Origin of the sequence: Pseudovibrio sp. POLY-S9, from assembly GCF_001431305.1 — a bacterium.
Taxonomy (GTDB): Bacteria; Pseudomonadota; Alphaproteobacteria; order Rhizobiales; family Stappiaceae; genus Pseudovibrio.
The window spans coordinates 7746-13739 of record NZ_LCWX01000126.1 but is presented as its reverse complement, the minus strand read 5'-3'; the positions used below and the strand labels follow the sequence as shown (position 1 = coordinate 13739).

The 5994-nt window shown below is 44.5% G+C and carries 5 protein-coding genes; 3 read left to right on the top strand and 2 right to left on the bottom strand.

Features of this window, described 5'->3' with window-relative positions; genetic code table 11:
• Nucleotides 1–511 precede the first annotated feature (511 nt).
• Together PPL9_RS10730 and PPL9_RS10725 are read left to right on the top strand one after the other, a co-directional pair.
• Nucleotides 512–1228 carry an ArsR family transcriptional regulator gene (locus PPL9_RS10730; RefSeq protein WP_057462701.1) on the top strand — a complete coding sequence of 239 codons (717 nt, stop codon included), beginning with the start codon at nt 512–514 and terminating at the stop codon, nt 1226–1228.
• 82 nt (nt 1229–1310) lie between these two features.
• On the top strand, nt 1311–1754 hold the full coding sequence (locus tag PPL9_RS10725) for a hypothetical protein (RefSeq protein WP_057462700.1): 444 nt from the start codon (nt 1311–1313) through the stop codon (nt 1752–1754).
• Between the two features lie 478 nt (nt 1755–2232).
• On the opposite strand, the gene PPL9_RS10720 is transcribed toward PPL9_RS10725, so the two are convergent.
• Both PPL9_RS10720 and PPL9_RS10715 read right to left on the bottom strand, forming a co-directional pair.
• The gene (locus PPL9_RS10720; protein ID WP_057462699.1) at nt 2233–3234 is read right to left on the bottom strand and encodes a hypothetical protein; all 1002 of its coding nucleotides are present in this window, start codon (nt 3232–3234) and stop codon (nt 2233–2235) included.
• A 55-nt stretch (nt 3235–3289) separates the two neighbouring features.
• Nucleotides 3290–4624: a class I SAM-dependent methyltransferase gene (locus PPL9_RS10715; protein ID WP_057462703.1), complete on the bottom strand. Its 1335-nt coding sequence runs from the start codon at nt 4622–4624 to the stop codon at nt 3290–3292.
• A gap of 199 nt (nt 4625–4823) precedes the next feature.
• On the opposite strand from PPL9_RS10715, the gene PPL9_RS10710 reads away from it, so the two are divergent.
• Nucleotides 4824–5994 (top strand): NAD-dependent epimerase/dehydratase family protein (locus PPL9_RS10710; protein WP_082596731.1); only part of this gene is annotated, 1171 nt, incomplete at its 3' end.

Below are 5994 nucleotides of genomic sequence, written 5' to 3'. Positions count from 1 at the left end.
CGAAGAGCGACCCAGACTGCGAAGAGAAGCGTGACCCGGAGATGGATTAGATCCGATCGGAAAGGAAAAAAGAGCTTGACCTCAGCGCCCGATTAGAGGAGCGGCCATTGAAGCGATTCCATCATGGGTTGAGATACGCTCACCCGAAGGCTTCTACAGTAACTCTTATGGGCGATCTGGAGTTACTCAACTAACCATTTGCGGAAATTCGCACTACCTTTGAACATCCTGAGTTTGAGTTTGTCTTTAATTTCTAGCTGAAACCATTGAACTTACTGGCGAAGGCAACAAGCACCACGTTGTGGAGGCGTAAGAAACGGATTGCGGTTTGCGGACATTCGAGATGGTACGAAAAACAGGATGCACACGAGGCTACTCTTTGAACGAAGGGCATCAGCAGAAAACTGAATAAGGCCGACCTCAAGTTTGAGCCCTTTGTGACCTGAACCAGTAGTTCACCAACTGACCGTCTCCTCTCGCTTCAGCAACATTCTGGTGGTAATGTCCTATTATGACAGCAGAACCCAGACTTGACATCATAGGTGCAGCGCTTGCAGACGCAAGCCGCACTCGCATCCTTTGCGAAATGATGGATGGGCGCGCGTTTACCAATAAGGAGTTGGCTTGCGCTGCCGAGATTTCCGCTCAAACCGCGAGTGTGCATCTCAAACAACTTCAAGCGGCTGGATTAACATCTTGTATTCGTAGTGGTCGTTGCATCTACCACCGAATTGCAAGTGAAGACGTCGCAGGCGTGCTTGAGGTCTTGGCAGGCCTATCCCCTACGGATCACCTATACCGCGCTAGAAATCGAAAGCTGCCCGAAGCGAATATCATGCGAGCCCGCAGTTGCTATAACCACATTGCAGGTAGGCTGGGAGTTTTGATCACCAACCGCCTAGTTGCTCTGGGCTTATTGCGTATACAGGGTGAAGTCGCTGTACTTAGCGTCGCAGGTGAGGCGTTTTTCCGCAAATTGGAAGTCGATGTACCAAACCAAAGTACATCTCAAAAACCTGCCGTGAAGCTGTGCCTCGATTGGACAGAGCGTAGGCAGCATATATCTGGGCCGTTGGCGACAGCGCTTATGGAAAAAGCCTTGAAAATTAACTGGCTTGAACGACGCACGGGAAGCAGAGAACTTTCAATAACTGCACTTGGATACGAGATATTTGAACGCGATTTCGGCATTCCACGGGACCTCATCAACCGCACTGATTATCCTTAACAGTTCGCCCGCTAGCGAACCGTTTGATCACACATACATTTGAAAGTCAGATACTCCGAGTGAGGAGCAACCGGAGAATGATATGACTCTTCCTAATCTTACCACTGAACGGTTCACCCCAGAGCGCGGCTTTCGGATTACGACTCAAATTCCGGATCAAAACGCACAGACAGTTGTGGAGTACGTTCTAAAAGAAACCTCGCTCAAATATGGCGATTACGACAGCGTCACATTTAAAACGGCATTGGGAGTACAGCAATTCAGATCACTGGGTAGCGGTCGAAACACTACGACTGAAACTGTCGTAGAAGTGCCTTGTATGGAGCTTTCGTTCTTTGTTTTAGACGATGATGCACTGGTGGCTCGGGTTGTTGAAGCCATCTATTCTGCACACCCGTATGAAGAGCCGGTTGTATTTGTTGAAGCGTGTTTGCGAACTGTGCACATTCGAGGTTTGGATGAAGATAATCCAAATAGATTCTGGAACTCAGCGCCTGCAGATTGGGTTCCAGAAGAACATCGTTGATTGATCTCCCACGAGCAGCAGTTGGCTTAGGCCAACTGCTGCTTCCCATCCAAAAATCTATCTGCAACGACAACAATCAGAAATAGTAAGAATGCTTTGACTGCGTCGCCCTAAAACAGATGAATGTCTGCAATGGTCACGCTGCTACACGTCAGGAAAGTTTAGAAATTCGGGCCATAACCGGCCATTAGAGCGTTTCTATCAAGAGTTGATGCTATCTACATGGAAGGCATTCTCAGTAGCTTAGCGGGAAGCCCTTCATAGCTCTATGCGATTACCTGAGTAAGACGTCAGATCGGTTTGCGAGCCTTTGCTGACGCTCGACACTGCGTCTAACAGAGGGAGAGTTCGCAGGTGCAACATGTAGCTTTGCCATTACGAACATTCGCTTGGTTAGGGAATAGCCCTATACAACGCTAACATCCAACTTGCCATTTAATGCAGACAATGCTCATTCATTTGAAATAATATCAAGCAACTAAACAACTTCTCTCTCAATCTGCCTAAATGCTCTTTTAAACCTAAAATTGTTGCCTCGGTCATTTGTAGCCTCATCATCCAGAATATGGCTGAACTCTTCTTCGACATATTTTAAGTAATCAAGTGCATGTGCAGTTTTACCTTTCATCGCAATCAAATATGACCTCGAAAGCCCCATTCTAAATTTATCAGCATCTTTTAGGTGGGCGCTCGCATGTATATCGTGGAATCTAAGACACTCATCCAAGCTTGCTTCCGTGAAGGGATCAAACTCTGCAACTTCTTTTGGTATCTTTTTCTTGCTTCGGTAAATCGAGCTGGTGAACACTTGTCCATACCATTCAAAATAGTCGTGAAGGTAACCCATTGTAACTTTGATCCAAGGAAGTCGGTCAAAGAAAAAATCCTGGTTCACAAAGAAGGAGGCATCTTCGATAAGATTTGGTAAGAATTGGCTAGATACGTGTCTGTTTAGATTAGGCGTTTTACAAAGATCAACGAAGCAGAGTTCGATAGGTGTGCCGCTCCATTCAAAGTCACAAAAGTCGCCTGCGTATAGTTCGATAAGCTCTTCATAGGGTGCAATACTTTCTTTGAGAATTCCAAGGAATGAATCCCCAAAACGATATTCGACATCTCCAAACTTTCTCACAATGTCGGAGCCATTTCGCGGTTTTGGTAGATAACCGAGTTCGTAGCTGCTAATTGGTTTTGTGTTAAAGCCCAAGGGCGACAAAAACTGCTGAGATTTAGGATTATCGCGAAGGCCTTGAGCAAGAGAAACCACGGATGATCCCATAAAGCTCCCGGCGTCAATGACCGCCCCATGCGCTGAGTAGCTTTTTAATGCTAAATTATAGAGCATTTTCCGCTCAGCAACAGAGAGCATGCCAGATGCTGTGAGCACATTCTCAGGCAAACCTAATCCAAGAAATGAGATACTTGGATGGAGATAACACCCATGAGAAACTACAGCATTTTTGATCGCAAAGTCGATCATGATGTTAACCCCTGACATTAATATGGCGGAGTTTTTGCACTTCCGCTTGGATCAACTAACGCGCTCCAGCAACACAAAAAACCGCATTGGTTTCCAGTTCATTCGTCGTAATATCGGGTAAAATACCCTCTACTTTCTTAGTAATTTCAGGAGTCATGCGCTGCAACACACTATCTGGAGAGGAGCGATGGTCCCAAATTTTTATATCGAAAAACTCCTGAGTTAATTCTCGCAGTTCTGAAATGCGAATGCGGTTAAGGTTGGTATATAGATAATGATCTTCTGGTAACTCCTTGAGGATGCTGATGTGATTCCAGTCAAAGAATTTTTTATGCTCGGGGTTACTGGTATCTAATACAGAGGGGTTATGAGGTGCCATGTGATGTCCACTCCATCCATAAAAATTATGATGAAGAAAGATGAGCTTACCATTCTTATTTACTAATTTGGATATATCAGCAAATACGCTTCTTATATCTGTCAGGTGCTCCGTGACATTATGCAGGCAGACAATATCGTAGGTGTTTTGGCCAACTAAATCACTTGTTGATGTTTGAAGTAATTCAATGTCTTCAATAGCATTCGCGATTTCTTTTGCGGTTTTTGGAACTTCTACCCATTGCCGTATGCGCTTGTTGCGCATTCGTTTTTCCTCAAGCAACATTGCAGGATCGATCCCAGTATAGCTCCGAGCGCCAGCACACAGATAACCAAACGCATACCCGCCAAAACCACAACCGACATCTAAGATGTTCTTGCCTTTAACATAGTTCTGGATTTTCTTAGGCCAAGTGCAATACCCAAGTTCAACAGCCTTCTCGATTAACTCTGGGTCGAAATTCCTGAGGGCTCGCCGCATGTCACCACTATTATGAAAAAAAGCTATTTTAGCCTGTAGTTCGTGATTATCCCAATCATCGGCTGGCGTGATTTTTTTTAATTGCCGACCTGCTTTGAGCCGCGAAAGTTTGGAGAGGTGTTTCGAATCGAGAACTTCAAGAGCATCACGAGCTTCTCCTTGCTTTCGCAACCATCCCACCTGTTGGCGCACTTTCAGAGCCCGATTATGCTTGGGGTTGGTGTTCAACGCAATTTTTAATTCATTTTCTGCTTGATTGAGGTCTCCTTTTGCAATCTGAAGCAACGCTGAAATCGTCCGCATGCCTGCATGCTGAGGATGCTTAGCTAGAAAAGTCAGACAATATTTCTCACAGTTATTGAGTATGCCTTTTTTCGACTCGATCTGGCATAGAAAGAAAGCAGCCGGGTGATATGGAGCGGCTTCAGCTAAAGGATGCAGATACTCTCTGGCTTTATCTAGGTCGCCATCAAGAGCAGCTTGTTTCCCTAACTCAAATTTATCTAAGCGGGTGGGCACTTTGACTGACATTAATGTCCTCGTGATATCAAGCATATCACCAACCTAATATTTCTTTTATTAAAGCACTAGGTAAATGAGATATTGCGATTAGTTAGACACGTCTTTTAGAACGTGAATATCATGTGTATTGTATAATGAATGCAACCATTATAATTAAGTACATGAAATGCTAAGTCGTTTTAAAGATCACCCATTGGAGACTTGAATAGTGAAGATACTTTTGTTGGGAGGAGATGGCTTTTGCGGTTGGCCTACAGCCCTTCATCTAAGTAACCTTGGGCATAATGTTATAATCATAGACAATTTATCTCGCAGGCGTATCGATATTGAATTAAACGTTGGATCCCTTACCCCAATTCGTACCATCAATGAACGAGTCCATGCCTGGTTTGAGCTTACCGGACACATCATTCAGTTCATAGAAATTGATATTGCTCATGAATTTGACAAGCTAATAAGCTTGTTAAGAAATGAAAAGCCCGACAGTATTGTGCATTTCGCTGAGCAACGCGCAGCGCCTTACTCAATGAAAAACTGCTACTCAAAAAACTACACAATCACCAACAATATATGTGGCACTCACAATATTTTGAATGCAATTGTAGAGGTCCAGCAGGATATCCACTTGGTGCACTTAGGTACCATGGGGGTCTATGGATATGGCCACGACGAACCAATTCCAATTCCCGAAGGATATCTTGATGTTCAGATCAATACATCTGACAACCGCCAAATAACGGACTCTATTGTCTATCCACCAAATCCCGGCTCTGTGTACCATATGACTAAAACTATGGATGCTCAGATGTTTCAGTATTATGCAAAAAATGACAAGCTGCGCATCACCGACCTTCATCAGGGAATTGTTTGGGGTACTCAAACTCAACATACCAGTTTAGATGAACGGCTGATTAATAGGTTCGATTATGACGGCGACTATGGAACGGTTCTAAATCGTTTTCTAATGCAAGCGGCAGTTGGTCTACCGCTCACTATTCATGGAACTGGGGGGCAAACAAGAGCGTTTATTCACATCTCAGATACGTGTAAGTGCATTGAATATGCGCTTTTGGCACCTCCGCCTCTTGGCAGCCGTCCGGCTATCCTGAATCAAATGTCTGAAACCTGTAGCCTTTCAGAGCTAGCAAAGTGCATCCAGTCAATCACGGGATGTGAAATCAGTTATGTGCAAAATCCTCGAAATGAGGCGGAAAAGAATGATCTAGTGGTTAAGAACGACCATCTGCAATCATTAGGTTGGCAACCGACTCTCATGGAGGATAGCCTGTTTCGAGAGGTCACAGAAATCACTGAACGCTACCGAGAGAGAGCCGATCATTCAAAAATTCGCTGTGTCTCCTATTGGAGCAAGAAAACTA